This window comes from Nonomuraea sp. NPDC049152 (genome assembly GCF_040648355.1).
Taxonomy (GTDB): Bacteria; Actinomycetota; Actinomycetes; order Streptosporangiales; family Streptosporangiaceae; genus Nonomuraea.
Genome location: NZ_JBEZDO010000007.1, coordinates 144,403 through 162,000, shown reverse-complemented (window position 1 = coordinate 162,000; position 17,598 = coordinate 144,403). Strand labels below are relative to the sequence as shown.

Sequence of the window (17,598 nt, the reverse complement as noted above, 5' to 3'; positions counted from 1 at the left end):
CGGGTGGTCGGCCATCCCGCCTCACCCGCGGCCCGGCCGGGGCGGGTCGTGGCCTGGATCGAGCGTGGAGCTGCGGTCTTTCGTCCCGATCCGAGCCGCAGGCTCCAGGGAAGCTAATCTCGGTGTCTCGTACGTGAAGATCACCGGGTTGGCGCAGGCCGTGGTGCCGTTTCTGGAGATTCCGGTCAGCGCCGTGTCGGTCGGTTCGGTGGAGTGATTCCGAGGGGATCAGTCAGGCCGATCCCAGGACATGAAGACCGGCTCGGTCGGGATGTCTGCGTTGAGCAGGCGCTCCATCAGGTCGGGCAGGTGGAAGGGGAGGATCTGCTCGGTCGTGGCGCGCAACTCGTCCAGACCCCACCAACGGAAGGCGTCGAGCTGGGAGCGCTCGTAGTCCTCCATGCCGTAGGTGTTGATCTCCAGGTCGGGGACGCGGTGGAAGAAGAAGTGGTGCTCGGAGCGCATGAGGACACCGTCGTCGCGAACCCACAACCCGGCATTGAACGCCACGGCCGGGCCGAGCACGTCGGGGTCGACCCGGTGTCCGATCTCTTCGTGCAGTTCACGGGCGGCCGCAGCGGCGGGCGCCTCGCCAGGGTGGAGGCCGCCGCCGGGGGTGAACCAGGCATGGCCACCGTTCCTGGTGGCGCGCGGGGCCCGATAGAGCAGGACACGGTCCTTGGCGTCGGCGAGGATGACACGGGCGGCGACCCGAACGACCGGCGCGGGGCGGTGCCAGGCGATGACGATCGGCTCGTCAGGAAGCTCACCCTTGACCAGTGGTTCGAGCAGGGTCGGCAGGTTCATCGGGACGAGCCTGTCGGTGCTCGCCTTGAGCTCGTCCACGCTCCACCAGCGGTACGCGTTGAGCAGTGAGCGTTCGAGCTCCTCCATCTTCTCGATGTTGACGGTCAGTTCGGGGACGCGCAGGAGGAAGTAGCTGTCCGTGGCGTAGTAGATGGTGTCGTCATGTGCGGTCCAATGGCCTTCACTGGTCGCCACCACCTGGCCGAGAGACTCTGGGTTGACCTCGAGGCCGGTCTCTTCACGCAACTCGCGAGCCGCGGCCACCGCGAGGTCTTCGCCTTCCTGGACGCCGCCGCCGGGGGTGAACCAGGCAGAATCGGGGTTCTTGGTCGGCCCCTGCCCGTGGAACAGCAGGATCCGATGGTGGTCGTCGACGAGCAGGATGCGGGCGGTGGGACGAGCGATCACGTCAGGCACGGTGGGGACGATACGCGCCACGGCCGACAGGATTCACACGTCTGGCCGTCTCCACGGTGTGCGGGATCGACATTCCTATTCCTCCTCCGTGAACACGACCTCGCGGCGCTTGCGAATCGTCGGCAGGACGGCGACGACGAGCGCTGCCACGGCCAGGGCCAGGAGCACCGCGGAGATGGGCCGGGTCAGGAAGACCGACGCGTCGCCGCGGGAGATGATGAGCGCCCGCCGCAGGTTCTCCTCAAGCAGGGGTCCGAGGACGAAGCCGAGCAGCAGTGGCGCCGGCTCGCAGCCGCACTTGATCAGGATGTAGCCCAGGAGTCCGAAGAACACGATCGCGTAGACGTCGTACGCGTTGAACCCCAGGGAGTATGTGCCGATCGCGGCGAACAGGATGATCATCGGGAACAGCACCTGGTACGGGATGCGCAGCATGCGCACCCAGATGCCGATCAGCGGCAGGTTCAGCAGCACGAGCAGCACATTGCCGATCCACATCGACGCGATCAGGCCCCAGAACAGCGCCGGTTCGTCGGTGATGACGTTCGGGCCGGGGGTTATGCCGTGGACGATGAACGCGCCGACCATCAGTGCCATCACCGGGTGGGCGGGCAGACCCAGGGTAAGCAGCGGGATGAACGACGTCTGTGCGGCGGCGTTGTTGGCCGACTCGGGGCCGGCGACGCCCTCGATCGCGCCGCGCCCGAACTCCTGCTGCCGCTTCGAGATCCGCTTCTCGACGGCGTACGAGGTGAACGAGGCCAGCACGTGGCCACCGCCGGGCAAGACGCCGAGCGCGGCGCCGAGACCGGTACCCCGCAGGATCGGGCCGACGATCCGGCGGCGGTCCTCGCGGGTCGGCCAGAGGTTCTTCACCTTGCTGATGACCGCTATGCGGGTCTCCTCGTTCTCCAGGTTGCGCAGGATCTCGGCCACCCCGAACATGCCGACGGCGACCGACACGAAGTCGATGCCGCCGTACAGCTCGCGCTGGTCGAACACGAACCGGGGCGTGCCGGTGTAGATGTCCTGGCCTACAGTGCCGAGCAGGACGCCGAGCGCGATCATCGCCAGTGCCTTGAGCGCCGAGCCACGCGCCAGCGTGATCGACACGATCAGGCCGAGCAGCACCAGCGAGAAGTATTCGGCCGGGCCGAACTTCAACGCGACGCGGGCCAGCGGTGGGGCCGCGACAGCCAGCGCGACGGTGGCCACCGTACCCGCGATGAAGGACCCGACGGCAGCGGCTGCCAGCGCCGCGCCGGCCCGGCCCTGCCGGGCCATCTCGTGCCCGTCCAGCGCGGTGACCGCCGCCGACGACTCACCGGGCAGGTTGATCAGGATGGCGGTCGTCGATCCGCCGTACTGTGCGCCGTAATAGATGCCGGCCAGCATGATCAGCGCCGTCACCGGCTCGAAGCTGAACGTGATCGGCAGCAGCATCGCCACCGTCGCCGTCGGACCGATGCCAGGCAGCACACCGACCGCCGTCCCGAGCAGCACTCCCACGAAGCAGTAGAAGACGTTCTGGACCAGGAGGGCGGTCGAGAAGCCCAGCGCGAGGTTGTCGAGAAGGTCCATGCCTCAATCCGGATGCCGCGTCAGAACCCTAGCCACGGGCCCCATAGCGGGATCCGCAGCTGAAGTCCGACGACGAAGATGAGCGTGCCGGCCACGGTCAGCCCGGCGGCCACGGCCACGGCCGTGAGCGGCCGTACGCGCGAGCTGGCCAGCGTGGTGAACAGGGCGGTCACCGCCGACGTCGGTACGAATCCGAGGCCCCGGACGGTGAATCCGAAGAACAGGACCGCGAGCACGATGAAGACGACCGCGCGCCAGGGGATCGGCCCGAACGAGATCACCTCGCCGGCGATGAGTCCCTTGACGACGATCGCCAGGCCCAGGGCGGCCACGGTCGCGCCGACCAGCAGGGGGAAGGCGCCGGGGCCCATCCGCAGTGGGGTGCCCAGCTCGTAGCCGAGCGACCCCACCACGAACGCGCCACCGATCAGGACGAAGATTCCCCCGGCGAGGACGTCAGGGAAGGACCGGCGGCGCTCCACCTCAGGAGGCCTTGACGCCGGCGTCGGCGATGACCTTCGCCCAGGTGCCGAGCTGCTCTTGGAGCTTGGCCCGGTGCGCCTGCGGGGTCGCGTCCTCGGCCGGGACCGGCGCGGTGCCGAGCTTGGCCATCTGGTCGATGACCTTTTGGTCGGCCAGTGCCACCTTCAGCGCCTCGGACAGCTTCTGGACGACCTCCTGCGGCGTGCCGGCCGGGACGTAGAGACCGTGCCACACGCTGACCTGGAGCTTGGGAAGCCCGGCCTCGGCCGTGGTGGGCAGGTCGGGCAGGCTCTTCACCCGCTCCGGCGTGGTGACCGCATACGCCTTCACCTCACCCGCGGAGATCTGGCCGCTGGTGTTGGTCGTCTGGTCGCACATGAAGTCGACCTGGCCGCCGACGAGGTCGGTCAGCGCGGGGCCGGTGCCCTCGTACGGGACCTCCTGGAGCTTGACGCCGGCGGCGGTCTGGAACAGCAGGCCGCACAGGTGGGATGCGGCGCCGATGCCGGCGTTGGCCAGCGTGACCTTGCCGGCGTTCGCCTTCACGTAGGTCACGAGGTCCTGGAGCGTCGCGGGCGCGAAGTCCTTGCGGGCGACGACCGTCATCGGCACCTCGGTGACGAGCCCGACCATCTCGAAGCTCTCGAGCGGCTTGTAGCCCAGGTTCTTGTACAGGGCGGGTGCCGTCGACATGCCGATGTGGTGCATGAGCACGGTGTAGCCGTCGGGCTGGGCCCGCGCGACCTCGCCGGCGCCGACCGTGCCGCCCGCGCCCTCGACGTTCTGGACGACGAGCTTGGCGCCGAGCTTGGCGGCCATCGGCTCGGCGATCATACGGGTGACGGTGTCCGTCGGGCCGCCGGCGCTGAACGGCACGACGAACGTGATGTTCTGGTCCGGGTAGCCTCCGGCGCCGCTTCCGCCTGTGGTGCCTCCGCCGGTGGTGCCTCCGTTGCCGGAGCAGGCGGCGACGAGCGAAACGACGCCGATCGCGGCGATCATCCGCGCGGCGGCACGGTACCTGCTGGTCGTTCTCATATCGCGGCCTCCTCGTCAGCGCATGCGCGTGTCTCGGTGAGTGCTCGGCCTCAGTCTCGGCTGGAAAGGACGCGGATGGTGTCAGAGTAATCCCAAGGAATGCGCCGGATGTCAGGAGAATCCCAAGAACTGAAGGGCTGAGGCGAGCGTCGATCCGGGCCGTACAATCCGCCGGTATGCGGATCACCATCATCGAGGATGACGACCGCGTGGCGCGGGGTCTGGTGACCGTCCTGGCCCAGGCGGGCTTCGAGGTCCACCGCATCGCCACCGCCGCGGAGGCCGCGCGTGCCGCCCCAAACCGGGTCGGCGTGCACGCGCGTCAGGCGGTCCCTTCGCAAGGTCACTGGGTTCTCCAGCGGGCAGAACCCCCTGGCACACCTGGCACAAGACCGAGTCGGCCGTGACGCGTACACGACGGCTCGATCAGGACTCGACCATCGGACGTAGACCCAGATATCACCTTCAGACCGTCGCGGTGACGAACCCGGCCATCACCGGATCCTGGTTGAAGGACCGCTGCTCCTCCACGCGCAACCCGCACGATTCCAGGAACCCCGGCACATCCCCCTGGTCGATGCCGAACCTGAACGGCTCCTTGATCCGGTCGGCCGCCCAGCGCGCATAGGCGGAGTAGGGGTCGTTGCTGTGCAGGATCACGGTCGTGAAGTAGTCGAAGGCCACCACGCTGCCGGGGGCGGACATCCTGCGCAGCGTCTGCTCGACGGCCTTGCGATCCAGATACATCGTCACCGACTCCCACAGGAAGTAGGCTGGCCTGCCCGGATCGAAGCCCGCCTCGACCAGCCTGCCGAACCAGTCTTCCTCCTCGAAGTTCGCCGGCACGAACGTGACATGTCCCGCCTCCACCCCTGCCTTGGCCAGCGCCTCGCGCTTCACCCGCTGGGTCCCCGGGGTGTCGATCTCGAAGCACCGCACCACGGCGCCTGGAGGCAACCGGTAGGACCGCGTGTCGAACCCGGCGCCGAGCACCACCAACTGCTCCACCTCGGGCAGGTGCCGGGCGAGGGCCTGGTCGTGGAAGGTCGTGCGCGCCACCGGTTGATGGATCATGGGCGGCTGGCCCTGGTACGGATACCGATAGGGCTTGGGCACGTAGCCGGTCACGGCGTGGGCGACGATCGTCGGCATCGTCCCGTACCGCAGGCCGAGCCGGACCGGTGTGGGCAGCACCTTCATCATCCGCACGCATGGCGCGTCCCACCGCTGGCGCAGGTGGTGCAGGATCCACCTCGGATAGCACGACGCGAGCACCGTGGCCGAGGACCCGGTCCGCCGCGCCTGCCTGATCAGCGACAGACCCCAGACCGACGAACCGATGACCGCCAGGGGTGAGAGGACGACCTGGATCAGTCGGAAGACAATCATTCGCATGACGGGACCCCTACCCACGAGTCCGGCACTGGGACATTCCCGGAGCAACTGTCCCAGTGCTGGAATGTCTGGGGAACCAGGGCGATCTTCGCTCTAGTTTCGCGGGGTGTGGGTTGACTCGCGGGAACGGAAGGTCGGAGGCTGCAATCGAGTCTGAGCCGCTGTGTACCGGATGAACGGCTCAGTTCGGCTGGCGGGCAGATCATTCCGCTTATATTCCGTGGGTGATGGCGTAGGGCGGCCCACGGTGGCATACGGCTGCCTAGCAAGCAAAAGACCTAGGGCTGAGAAACCGCAGGTCAGGTGGCGAAACGCCTGATCAACTGTGCGCCCCCGGCAGGGCACGCATCAAATCTTCGGCGGCTCTACATGCGGTATCACGTGGTTGCCTCATCGTTGAGGCCCGCGCCGAGGTGACCAAAGGCGGTGGGAAGCAATGAGAGCCCGAATCCTCTCGTCCTCTTCTGCCGATGCGTTGATTCGATGGACGACCACCTTCTCGGTGGCGCCGGTGGCCGGTATCGCGGCTGTCGTGTCATATCGACACATGTATGAGCTGGCGCTGCGACGGATGAGAGTGCGCTAGCAATGCTGACACTCGCGCATCGCGGGCGTATGGACAGCCGCGCGGCTGGTGAACTCGAGGACGCTCAGCCAGATGTCATCTTGATGGAGGGACAGATCTGCGCTGGTCTTTGCAGGTCGGCGAGGAGTGGATCTGCGACGGCCTCTTCGTATACGGCTTTGCCATGTGCGCGCATGGCGTGAAAGAGTCCGGGATCCCATGGTGTGGGGAGTGGACGATCCGCGAGCTTGACGTGGTCGTCACCTGTAGTGAGACCGGCGAGGTAGTCGGTGGCGCACATACGCCAGGGGCGTGCCCCGTGGCGCTCGAATACATTGGTGGCGATGGCGATTCCGGGCCAGTCGAAGTCGCCGTGATATCGCAGTTCACCGCCGCCTGCGGCGATAGTTCGCACGAGCCGGTGGAATGCGGTTGAGGGCCGCCCTTCGGTACAGACAAGGGGCCCTGCTTTCGGGCCGAGTTCGCCGGCTGCTCGACGTAGCACAGCCGGGTTCTCACAGACATAGACGACTGGAGCGGCGATCGTGATGGGGTGGTTGATAATTTGGTGGAGGGTGACGTAGAACGGTGTGCCGAAGCGGGCGGCGCCCGTGAGCCACTCTCCTAGTCCGGTGCCGTCCGCCGGCAGATTGAGCACCAGGACCCGGCTGGCCAGGTCATCGAGCATGACATCGAAGCGGTCCCACAGATCACGACGCTCTTCCGCGGTCGTGGGCTTCGGGATGCCTGCGCGGGTCGCGAGCGCTCGGATGACGAGTGTGGACAGGCTGGTGCCGTGGTTGAGGGCCTTGGTGTTGTGGGTGACGGCAGCGGCCAGCCCAGGAAGCGTGATGGGAGCGCTCGACTCTGGGCGGTTCTCCATGAACTCCAGAACCCTGGTGGCCTGGGCAACGCTGTACACGGTTTCCCGCTGGGCGAGCAGCTTGGTCAAGGTGCCGTCTCGGCTGAGCTCGTTGAGCCAGGTCCGATACCAGTCAGCCGCTTCATAGAGTGAGCTCTGATAGGCGGGGCGAAGGGCTTCTTCCCGGGAGGCGGCGTCTTTGGCCGCCTCGGCGGGCCGGTCGGCCAGCTTGGGGCCGATCTGTGCGAGGAGCTCGGTAAGGCTGAGTCCGGTGGCGGTGCGTACGGCGGCGTCCAGCTCACTCAGCGTGATCTCGATGCGCTTGATGCCTGAGCGGTGGTATCGGCCGGTGACTCCGATGATCGCGTTGCGTTCGGCCTCGTCGGGATTGGTGACACCGATCGTTCCGCTCAGGTCCCAGCCGGTTCGTTCCAGGGAGCGCCTTGCCGCCGAGAAGAGGCGGCGGTATTCGGACCCTCGGTAGCGTGCGACGGCCTTCAGGTGCGTGGTCACTCGCTCTCCTCCTCGTCGGGGTCTTGGTCCTCGGCGAGCGACTCCAGGAGCGTGCCGTCGGTGGAGGCGGGGGTTCGGCGGCTGGGCCGGAAGCCGAGCAATTCCTCGGCCAGTCCGTCGTTGCCGGCGAACCCGGCGTCGGCGTCGATGGTCTGTTCCCCATCCCAGAGCATCAGCATGGCGGAGACGGCGTGGGCGCTCTTGTCGTGGTGCATGTCGTAGTGGGCGGCCATCGGGACTGAGTCGTAATGCACCCACAGGTCGTGGCCGGTCATGAACAGATCCAGGTCGAACTTGACGGTGAGCCCCAGTAGCTCGGGCTTGTAGCGGTCGTCGATGCCGGCGAACGCCTCGTCGAGGGCGATCATGCGTGGGCAGGCGGGTCTGGCGGAGGAGTAGAGGGCGTTGGCGGCGGCGAAGAGTGGCAGGTGGATGGCGGCCGACTTCTCGCCGCCGGACATCTGTTCGTGCTTGGCCTTGGTGAGCTTCACGTCGTTCTCACCGGGTACCGCGAGCATCAGCTCGAAGGTGTACCAGGTTCGGTAGTCGAGCACGTGGGCCAGCGCTTGTTGGTAGGTGACGCGGGGGTGCCCGGCCCGGTAGTCGCGGATCATCTCCCTGAGTAGGCCGCGAAGCTCGGCCAGGCCCGCGGGGCCCATTCCGTGTGCGTCGCGGTCGAGCAGCCGTGATACCGCAAGTTGTTTGCCGTCCAGATCGTCGGAGCGGATCCAGCGGATACCGATCTTGGTGCCGGAGGACATCGGCCTGGACCTGGTGTCGTCGTTCATGCCCTTGACCAGGTCGCGGGCGGTGCGGACGCGGTCGTGGATCTGCTGGGCGAGCCCGGTCAGCAGCTCGTCCTCCAGTACGGTGCGCTCCTTCTCCTCCAAGAGGATGCCCTGTTCCTCGACACGGTCGGCGATTCGGCGGGCGAAGACGGCAATCGGGTTGCGTCCGCCTTCGTCGCTGACGTAGACCATGACGACGCCGGTGGGGTCGTGATCTAGGCGGTAGTCCTCGGTGCAGGCATCGAGGGCATCCTGGAACGTGCGCAATGCAGTCGACATCTGGCCTGCAGCGTTCTTCAGGGCGTTTTCGCTGACGGCGCGGACCTCCGCCATTTGGGTGTCAAATGCCGTGAGGAGGTTGTTGATGTCGCTGGGCAGTGCTGCCCGGCGGACCAGGATGCCGAGATCCGGCTGTGTCTCGGGTGCCCCTGCACGCATGGCGTTCGCCACGGATTCGACCGCCTCGTGCGGGGTGGGCCAGACGGTGTCGGCCGGCCAGGGGGCGGTGGCGCTGACGCCCATCAGCCCTCGTAGGTCGCTTTGCGCGTACGGTGCGAACGACCTGGTGTGTTCGAAGAGGTGACCGAACGCCGTGGCGAGTGCGTCCCGCCCGTGTTTGAGATCGGCTTGCGCGCTGATCACCGCGTCGTGCTCTCGGGAGGCCGTGGATTCGTACTTGTCGTACGCGGTGCGAACAGTGCCGAGTCGCTGCTCGGTCTGGCTGATTTGTGCGAGCACTTTCTGAAGGGGCGCGTCGAGGGCCTCCTCTCGGGCTCTCAGTTCCTCGGTTTCGGCGGCGTGTTCCTCCTGTTTGGCCTGCAGGGCGGCGGTGTCCTCTGTGTGCTGGGCGCGTTGCCGGGCGATCGCCGCTTGGCGGGCGGCCAGGTCCTGCTCTGCGGTCTTGGCCTGGTCTCGGCCGCTCTGCAGGAGCTGCGCCGTTGTGACGAAGTCATCGACCGCGCGCTCGACGGCATCAACGTCCTCGGCCATCGCTGGCATGCTGCGTTCCGCGGCGACCTGACGCAGCCGCCGACGTTTGGCGTCGACGTCCGCCACAGCGGTGTCGAAGGTTTGCTGTCGCTCGGCCAGTTGGGTGCGTGCGAGGGCTAGCCGTGTGGATTCTTCGGCTACCCGCGCGGCGGCCTTGAGGACGGGCTTGGTGGGTGGCAGATCCACTCGAGCGCGTCCGAAGTTCTGCAGGAGGCCGTTGGTTCGCCGCAGTTCTCCCTGGATGGCCTCCAACTGCTGTTGGGCCTGGTTGATCAGCTGGTCGTAGTGGGCCAACCGGGCCTTGCGCCGGTTCGCCCGATTGGTGGCCCCGATGTACTCGGGCGACGGCTTGGGCCGAGCACCCAGGTGAATGCCGACGCTGAACTGTGCCTTCGTGGTCACCGCTGGAGCCTGTGCGGAGCTGAGAAGCTCCTCGCCCAGGGCGATGGAGCGCAGTATTTCGATGATGACGTCTGCCGCCACCAGGTCCTGCTCCTCGGGGGCGAGGACGTCGGACAGGGTCGGCCCCGCCGGGCGCCGCTCCATCGATAGCGGGATCAGATAGCCGTCTGCCTCAGCGGCGTTCACGGCGTTCCTGGTGAGCGCTGGATCAGGGTGTACCCAGGCGGTGAGGAGCCCGGCCCCGTACAACGCGCCCTCGATCCCGGCGGCTTCGCCAGAGATTACATTGTCGGTGAACCGTACAAGCCGCCACAGTGGTGCCCCGGGTCGTCCGTCACGGTCGGCAGTGCGCCGGTCATCGGCGGGCGGCGCGTCGTCCCGCTCAGCCGCTATCTCGTCCCGCTCATGACGCAGGCGCTCAAGCTCGGTGTCCAAGTCGCGGGCCTGGCTACTCAGGCGTTCGGCAGCTCGGACGGTCTGGGCGTGGCGTTCCGCGGTTCGCTCGTTGAAGATCTCTGCCAGCGTCGGTGCACCGACTTGGCCAAGGCTGCAGATTGCCTCACGCAGTGCTTCGACGTCGCCGTGTTCTGCCACCGTGTCGTCGGTCTGGGTCCAGCGGGCGGCCCAGTTGGTGAGGTGGTCGTGGGCCTCCCGTCGGGCACGTTCCAGCGCCGCGTCCGCATCGTGGCAGTCTCGTTCTCGTTGTGTGACGGTCTGTTCCGCCTTGCCGCGGTCGGTCTCGGCTCGTCGGCGTTCCTTCTCCGCGTCTTCGACCTGTGCGATGTGGCTGCGTATCTGCGAGATGTCCCCTCGCCGTGCGGTGCTGCGTGCGTGAGTCGTCGTGAGCAGATCCTCACCGGTGTCGACCGGGCCGTCGCCGTCGTGGGTGATGCCTGCCCGTTCTGCCGCTTCCACCAACTCCGTCGCGTGCCGTGTGATGGCTTGACGGATGCCTTCGAGCCGGTCGGCGAGGGCCCCCGCCTCCTGCTCAAGGTCCTCTAGATGCTGGGCACCTTGGGTCAGCCTCCGCTGTTCATTGGTGATCTCCTCAGCGGTCTTGGCGATCTGGCGGCGCTGGAGCTCGATCTCGCTCTGAGTCCGGTAGGTGTCGTCCTGTTTGAGGACGGTCAGGCGGCGCTCAAGACCGGTTTTCTCGGCACGTGCCCGCTCCTTGGCCTGGGTCGCCTGCCTGCGGGCTTTCGTGGCCCTGTTCAGTTCGGCCATAGCGCTCGCCACGGTACGGGCGTGCGCCACCGTGCCGTCGATCTCGCCCTGGACGCGAGTGAGCTTGGCCTTGGTGTGCGTACGTAGGTAGTGGGTGTAGTCAAGGAGGAAGGCGCGCACGGCGCTGTCCGCGGTGGTGAAGTCGTCGAACTGCTTCTGGACGGCCGCCAGGTTCTCAAAGTCGCGTGCCGCCTGCTTGACGAGGTCCTCATCCACTGGGCTGAGGCCTGAGGTCAGTGTGGCCGAGACTTTGCCTGGATCCAGGTCCTTGGCCAGCAGGGGGCGACGTAGCGCCAACAGCAGATCCAGCAACTGGGTGTAGCGTTCCCGCCCCAGTCCGAACAGCCGGGCGTCCACCTTGCCCCGGTAGGCCGTGGCGCTGTCACAGTAGGCTTTTCCCCCGAGAACCGCTTTGAGCTGCCTTTCGGTAAGCGGCCGCGAATCGGGAGCCAGTAGTCCGAAGTCGACGCCGAGGCGCTGGTGGGTGACGAAGAATGAGGTCCGCACACCATCCTTGTTCTTGTGGGCACGCATTCCGATGATCAAGGTGACGGTCTCGGCCGCCGGTAGATCGGCAACCGACCGGGCGAACTCCATCCACACATAGCCGTACTCGGCGTCCTGCCTGCGGTAGAGCAGATTGGACTTCATCGTACGGTTCTCCCCGCTAAACGGGTCGAGCCGTCGGGCATCGGCCACACCATCGAGGATGAAGGGGAAAAGCACCTCCAGGGCTTTGGTTTTGCCCGAGCCGTTGTGTCCCCGCAGAACCAGCCGACCATCCGCGAAGACGAATTCCTCATCCGCGTAGTCCCAGACATTGATCACACCGGCGCGGCTGGGCCGGAACCGGGCGCTCAGTGACGTCATCGGTTCTCCTCGTCATCGGCAGACGGATCGGCCAAATCGAGGGGCAGTTGCCCGCTTTGCTCCTGCACAGGCAGGGCCGCCCTGATGTTGCGGTACCGGAATGCCGCGGGCAGGACCAGCACGCCACCGGGAATAGGGCGCACCAGCATCAAATCTGCGAGAAACGCCACCGCCGCCCGCAGTAGTCCCTGGGGATCCTGCTGCCACGTCGCGGTGAACGAGGTGGCACCGAACTCCTCGTACAGCTCTTCGATCATCGCGTCGAGCAAGCTCTGTTCCACCAGCGGCACCTCGGCCTGATCGGCCTGGTGTCGACCATCCTCGGCGTGCGCCGTCGTGCCCGAAGCTGCGGTCCAGGCGAGCTCGGACACCACTCCTTCATCCGGAAGTCCTGTATCCACCCGACTCACCAGCTCAGCGTGATCATCGGCACGTGTGGGCGTGGGCAAGCGAGCCGGAATGTGCGTTCGATCCTCCAGGAGATCGGCGATCTTCGCCAACAGCAATCCCGCCGCGCGACTCACCGCATTGCCTCGCCCAGGAAATGGCCGATCGGTGAAGGACCCGCCGGAATCGACGAGCATGACGCCTTCAGCGCGCCGCTCCACGACAAGGCCGGTGAAACGGGCCAGATCGTCGGCGAGGCCAGCGGTCCGGAGCGCATCAGTAACTTCGGGCTCGACATCGGCGTAGTACACGACCGGGAACTCGACCAGTAGCCGACGGGCTCGGCGAACAACGTCATCTCGTCGTGAGACCGAACCAACGACCGATGGTTCATGGAGCAACCCGGCAGCGCTGGTGAGGTGCTGAAGCGGGCGGGCCGGCTTGAAGAGCGCCCCGCAGATGTCGTGGTCGACGTCGTACAGTGCGTCACCACGTTCGGTGTCGCGGGCCCATGACTCCAGAGAGCCATCCGACAAATGCAACGCTCCACGGTCCACCAGCCAGCCCAAGGCGTCGACAATCGCGGCCTTATGGGAACCAACGGTCGGATCGAATCCCAGGCCCTCGATCGAGTTGGCGAGCGGAGTAAAGATCCGGATCAGATCGGCCAGGCTGATCTCGACACGGGAACGCTGGAACGAGCTCAGCACCAGGCACAAGTAGGACAGCCGGCGACGGTCGAACGCCCGTCCCTTTCTGGAAAACACCGACCGCTGCGTGGCATCCAGCAGATCGAGCCGGCGGACCAGCCGGACATGGTGCGTCGTGGCGATCAGCGAATAGTCCAGCAGTTCCCGGAAGTCGCGGGCCATCTCATCGGCCCATCGCAGCACCTGCTCCAGCACTCCGGGCCGGGGTCGCTCCTCAGTGATCAGGTCGCAGGTCAGGACACGACGTACGGCATGCTGGTAAGAACCCAGATCACTGGGCTGGACATCGCGGGCCGGTTGCGGGCGCTCCATCAGGACTTCCCCCTGCCGACCCGAGGCCGCTCTTGGAGCTCGACCCGAAATCCCGGCAGGTGGAGCACTCCTTGTGACGTACAGATCGCGCTACCGCCCTCGGCCGGGACCAGGCGGATCATCATGACGTCGCTCGTGCCGGACGCCCTCTTCAACCGTCCGGCCACGACCGTACGTCCTTCCAGGGCCTTGGTCATCAGTTTGAGCAGCACCCTGGTCTCGGCATCGTCAAGGATCTTGCCGTAGACGCCCGCCACGGCCAGATGACCGACGGCCTCGCGTTCGGCCGCCCGCTCTGCGGCCTGCTTGCGACGTAGCTCACGCTGCGCACCGGCGTTACCTCGCAATGGGGCGGGCACACCCGTCGTCGGGGACTTCCCGCTGCGAAACAACGTCACCGACACCTCCACCCCTGGCGCATCCCACCAGGTCGCCCGAGGCGAGATCTGCTCGTCATCATCGTGGGCCGCGCCCAGATGGCGCGCCGAACGCACGTTGAACGCCGCTCCCATAAGCGCATGCGCCGCGCCCTCATCCGGTGCACCCCACACCCACTCCGCCAGATGCCGCAGTTGGGTAGCCCGGTTGACACCGCTACGCCGCACCTCGGTGATCTGCCGCAGCAGCGCAATCACTCCTGACACAGCGACCCGGGTGGCCGACCGCAACTCAGCCGCGCGTGACTCCTGCTGGCCGTCACGAGCGAACCAGGCCCGCAACGCGGCCCAACGCCGCCGCCATTCCTCCAGCCGTTCCTCGTGATCCATGAACGGCCGCTCGTCCGCCTCTGCGGCGCGATCGAACAGCGTGGCCAGCCCCGTCTCCTCAACCTCACGGACAGCCCGGTATAGACGCGGAAGGTAACGATCGAGTTCGGCCGTGAACTCCGTCATGTGCGTCAACAGAGCGTTCTTGTGACTTAGGAACGTCTCGGGTGAGTTGTCTGTCGACCGCATGATCTCACCCAGCATCACATGAAAACGCGCTGAACGACGCCCCATGTCCTCCATCACTGAGTCCAGACGCGACAACCGGCGATAGACCTGCTCTCCCTCACCGGCTAGGTTGGCCGCCGCAAGCGCCTTGAGATCCTCCAGGATGTCAGAGAACACCAGCCGCGACAGGTTGGCATCCTGGATCCGAGCCGCCAGCAGACTTTCGACCGACGTGTAGGCCCAGTACCCGAGTTCGCTGAACTGATAGACCGACTGGCGGTTCCGGTATCGGACCAGGCTTCCCGCCCGCGAAGCATCGTCGAACCGGTGAACCACCCCGTCGTCGTACAGGGCGTCCAGCCGATTCCGTAAATTCCCATCGATGGTGGGCACCTCATCATGAAGCCGTGCCAGTTCGGCCAGAGCGTTCGCCACCTCGTCGGCGTCTACCTGAACCTGATGCACCTCGCGCAGGCGATCCATCGCCCGCAGCACCCAAAGGTAGGCCACATGATCGTCACGCCTGGTGAAATTGAACAGCCTGAAGCGGTCGCTGACCGCCAGCGCGTCCAGGTCCAGAGCCTTACGCTCCGTCATTCAGCACTCCCGCCCACTAACCGGAGTATCCACCTGTGCACACAGCGGCTGTCACCGAGCACCGATACCGACGTTAAACGACGGCTCGGACATTTGCGTGCGACTCGCCGTAAATGCTGGAACTGGCCGGCTATGGCTTTCCCTCGGTCCAATTACAGACGGTCTGACCTTCTTATATGTGTCACACATAACATGTGTTGGCTATTGCACCCTACTCGCGACGCGCGCCCCTTGCCGTGGGTGCGCGGCATGTGTGACCAGGTGAGAAGACGGCAAATGGACGGTGACGTGAACCTTGATCCTTTGTTAGATACTCCCCAAGGCCGCACGGCCTTGCGGGAGTGCCGCCCGACATTGTGTTTATTCCAGACCGACCTGATCCGCGAGCTCACCACGGCAGGGCTGCGCTCACCCCTTCGCAGTGGCCGGACGGTTGGACCGGCTCGGGCTGCCGCGGGGCATCGTCCGGCTCCGCTCGTTCTCGTCACTGTGCTCTCCACGAGTGACGGCGATAACCCTGAACGCGAGGTTTACTTGGTCTCGACGCTACGCATGCCTTCGGTGATCCGACCGGTCAGGCGCAGCACGGCCCGCGCGACGGGTGGCCCGAACGCTGGGAGCAACCTACCCAGGGTGCGCCAGAACAGCGCCTCGTCGGAGCGCGGCGGACTGGGCAGGGCGGGAGCCGCGAACACCAGCCGCCCGACGCGATCAGTGGCCGGCTCTTCCGCTGATCAACTTTGAAGAGTTGGGCTCGCACTCCCTGCCGGTATCGAGTGCTGGGCTAAGCTCGTGCCGGTCAATTCGATCATGTGAGGCACGCGTGGACATAGGCCCCTATCGCATCATCCGCCAGCTCGGCCGAGGTGGGCAGGGCACCGTCTACCTGGGCCAGGACGAGAGCGGCGAACTCGCCGCCGTCAAAGTCATGAACGTGGGCATCGACCACGTCTTCGCGCGCGAGTTGGCAGCTGCCCGCCAGGTCGATGAGTTCTGCACGGCCCGCGTCCTGCGCGCCGACCTGGACCACGACCCACCCTACGTGGCCAGCGAGTTCATCGACGGGCCCGCGCTGGCCACGGTCGCCCCGATACGCGGCCCGGCACTGACTCGCCTGGCCATCGGCACCGCCACGGCGCTGGCCGCCATCCACCGGGCAGGGGTGGTCCACCGTGACTTCAAACCCGGCAACGTGCTGATGGGACCGGACGGGCCGCGAGTGATCGACTTCGGCATCGCACGACTGATCGGCGTCGACACCACGAAGCAGGGCTCCTCCGGCACGCCGCCGTACATGGCGCCCGAGCAGTTCTCCAGCGGGCCGGTGGGACCGGCCACGGACGTGTTCGCGTGGGGCTCGACTGTGGCATACGCGGCCAGCGGGCGGCCGCCGTTCGGCTCGGACACCTTCGCGGCCGTCGCGTACCGGATCCTGCACGCCGATCCGGATCTGAGCGAGGTGCCGGAGCCTCTGCGTGCGATCGTCTTCCGCTCCCTGACCAAGGATCCCGCCCACCGGCCGGCCGCCAGGGACCTGTTGCTCGAACTCCTGGGCGAGCACACTCCCGAACACGGGCATGCTCCCGAACGCCGGCACGCCAACGAGCGGGAGGAGGCAACCTTACGCCAGGGCGCTGCGGCGGCTCACACCCCCGGTGGACCCGGCGTCGCCGTACACCATGATGGGGTTAACCGGGATCATCAGATGCCGGGGCGGAGACCCGGCGGCGTCTCACGGCGGGCGCTGCTGGCGGCGGGCGGAGCGGTGGCCGCGACAGCCGCCACCGCTGGTGTGGTGTTGTGGCGCCGAGGCCAGGGGTCCGCCTCCCCCTCGAGCTCGCCCGCGCCCACCACGGAATCGTCACCGACCCCCGTCGCATCCGGCCCGACAGCCTCACCCGAGGCGAGCCCACCGGCGCCGGGCGATCTCGCCACCGCCGTCGAGAGCGCTGTCGGCGCGACGCCCATGGCCGACTTCTCCTACGAGGGCGGCCTCAGCCAAGGCGACTGGACGTTCAGCGCCAAAGGGATGCTCTCCTACCACCACAGCGCCGGATCGTCGCCGCTCGACACCCGCATGGACATGACCGTCACCACCGACCAGGGCAGGGTGCGCCAGCGGGTGCTGCTGTCCGGGATCGACCACTTCGTGGACGGCAAGCGGGTCGACGACCTGGAAGCCTTCCCGATCATGGAGTACGCCGGGTACGCACACGCGATGGCCGCCATCGGCATCATCGCCGACCTGGCGAGAGTCACGCCCCGGGTCAAGTCGTCCGGCTGGCGGTACTCGGGCGCGCTGACCACGACCAAGGCGCCGACCCAGCTCTGGGAGTGTTTCCTTCGCATGCCCACGGTCGCCGACACCAAGGAGGTCCTCGCCAAGACGACGCTCACCTGGCAGTTGGATCTGGATGAACAGGATCGGCCGACGCTCTTCGAGCTCGCCTGGCATCTGCTGTTGGACGACGGCACGCGGCTGACATCGCGCTTCACCACCGAATACGGTGGATGGCGGATGGGGGAAGTCAAGCCGGGACGTTGACGGCGCGGGCGGGTCCTGAGGCGCTCGGCACTGGTCAGGCATCGCACGCAGACGATCGAGCCAGGCCCGCAGCCGACCGGCGACCTCGATCGCCACGGGATGGCCTCCAGCGCCTGTCCGGGTCCTCGACAGCTTTTCCGCGGTGGAGCCGTACCTCCAAGCTCGTTCGGTGACCTT

General features: G+C 66.7%; 11 protein-coding genes and 1 pseudogene. 3 read left to right on the top strand and 9 right to left on the bottom strand.

Going from position 1 to position 17,598, the window contains the following annotated elements; translation table 11 throughout:
- Window positions 1–64 precede the first annotated feature (64 nt).
- On the top strand, window positions 65–217 hold the full coding sequence (locus tag AB0B45_RS15670) for a hypothetical protein (RefSeq protein ID WP_358130664.1): 153 nt from the start codon (window positions 65–67) through the stop codon (window positions 215–217).
- 11 nt (window positions 218–228) lie between these two features.
- On the opposite strand, the gene AB0B45_RS15665 is transcribed toward AB0B45_RS15670, so the two are convergent.
- The 4 genes from AB0B45_RS15665 to AB0B45_RS15650 form a co-directional block, all read right to left on the bottom strand.
- On the bottom strand, window positions 229–1,224 hold the full coding sequence (locus AB0B45_RS15665) for an NUDIX domain-containing protein (RefSeq protein ID WP_358130661.1): 996 nt from the start codon (window positions 1,222–1,224) through the stop codon (window positions 229–231).
- 75 nt (window positions 1,225–1,299) lie between these two features.
- Window positions 1,300–2,805 carry a tripartite tricarboxylate transporter permease gene (locus tag AB0B45_RS15660; protein WP_358130658.1) on the bottom strand — a complete coding sequence of 502 codons (1,506 nt, stop codon included), beginning with the start codon at window positions 2,803–2,805 and terminating at the stop codon, window positions 1,300–1,302.
- Between the two features lie 20 nt (window positions 2,806–2,825).
- A complete protein-coding gene (locus AB0B45_RS15655; protein ID WP_358130655.1) occupies window positions 2,826–3,287 on the bottom strand; it encodes a tripartite tricarboxylate transporter TctB family protein in 462 nt (153 codons plus the stop codon).
- A gap of 1 nt (window position 3,288) precedes the next feature.
- Complete coding sequence (locus AB0B45_RS15650) at window positions 3,289–4,326, bottom strand: tripartite tricarboxylate transporter substrate-binding protein (RefSeq protein ID WP_358130652.1); 1,038 nt, start codon at window positions 4,324–4,326, stop codon at window positions 3,289–3,291.
- 176 nt (window positions 4,327–4,502) lie between these two features.
- Here AB0B45_RS15650 and AB0B45_RS15645 point away from each other — a divergent pair.
- Window positions 4,503–4,601, top strand: a pseudogene (locus AB0B45_RS15645) (DNA-binding response regulator); the annotation flags it as partial.
- Window positions 4,602–4,791: 190 nt separating this feature from the next.
- Here AB0B45_RS15645 and AB0B45_RS15640 read toward each other — a convergent pair.
- From AB0B45_RS15640 to AB0B45_RS15620, 5 genes are all read right to left on the bottom strand, one after another.
- A complete protein-coding gene (locus AB0B45_RS15640; RefSeq protein ID WP_358130649.1) occupies window positions 4,792–5,715 on the bottom strand; it encodes an SAM-dependent methyltransferase in 924 nt (307 codons plus the stop codon).
- Window positions 5,716–6,371: 656 nt separating this feature from the next.
- A complete protein-coding gene (locus AB0B45_RS15635) occupies window positions 6,372–7,661 on the bottom strand; it encodes a TIGR02679 family protein (RefSeq protein WP_358130646.1) in 1,290 nt (429 codons plus the stop codon).
- On the bottom strand, window positions 7,658–11,935 hold the full coding sequence (locus AB0B45_RS15630) for a TIGR02680 family protein (protein WP_358130643.1): 4,278 nt from the start codon (window positions 11,933–11,935) through the stop codon (window positions 7,658–7,660). The genes AB0B45_RS15635 and AB0B45_RS15630 overlap by 4 nt, the downstream gene beginning before the upstream one ends.
- Window positions 11,932–13,344 carry a DUF2398 family protein gene (locus AB0B45_RS15625; protein WP_358130640.1) on the bottom strand — a complete coding sequence of 471 codons (1,413 nt, stop codon included), beginning with the start codon at window positions 13,342–13,344 and terminating at the stop codon, window positions 11,932–11,934. The genes AB0B45_RS15630 and AB0B45_RS15625 overlap by 4 nt, the downstream gene beginning before the upstream one ends.
- A complete protein-coding gene (locus AB0B45_RS15620; protein ID WP_358130639.1) occupies window positions 13,344–14,876 on the bottom strand; it encodes a TIGR02677 family protein in 1,533 nt (510 codons plus the stop codon). Before AB0B45_RS15620 ends, AB0B45_RS15625 begins: the two co-directional genes overlap by 1 nt.
- 823 nt (window positions 14,877–15,699) lie before the next feature.
- Here AB0B45_RS15620 and AB0B45_RS15615 point away from each other — a divergent pair.
- Entirely contained in the window at window positions 15,700–17,421 is a 1,722-nt protein-coding gene (locus AB0B45_RS15615) for a serine/threonine-protein kinase (RefSeq protein ID WP_358130636.1), read from the top strand.
- The last annotated feature ends 177 nt before the right edge of the window (window positions 17,422–17,598 follow it).